Here is a 230-nt window from a genome sequence, read left to right as displayed (position 1 = left end):
TATTTGGAATATCACTAATAACTTTTTTAATTGCAACTTACCTAATTTGGAAGCGACGTAATTACGGAACTGCTTTCATCATGGTAATGATTCAATATGCTACAGCATTTTTCGGTTACGGTGCTGCCCATCTACCATATCTGTTATATCCATATCTAACAATTTATGATGGTTTCACCAATGAATCTATGGCAATCGCATTAATTATCGCATTCATTGCCGGTCTATTC

The 230-nt window shown here is 34.8% G+C and carries 1 protein-coding gene; it reads left to right on the top strand.

Going from position 1 to position 230, the window contains the following annotated elements:
• Positions 1-8 precede the first annotated feature (8 nt).
• Positions 9-230, top strand: a 222-nt coding sequence (locus AOA62_RS32765; RefSeq protein ID WP_368665724.1) for a cytochrome d ubiquinol oxidase subunit II, incomplete at its 3' end; no start/stop codon positions are given.

The sequence above is a fragment of the Pseudomonas sp. 2995-3 genome (assembly GCF_002742565.1).
Taxonomy (GTDB): domain Bacteria; phylum Pseudomonadota; class Gammaproteobacteria; order Pseudomonadales; family Pseudomonadaceae; genus Aquipseudomonas; species Aquipseudomonas edaphica.
This window is presented reverse-complemented; position numbering and strand designations above follow the sequence as displayed.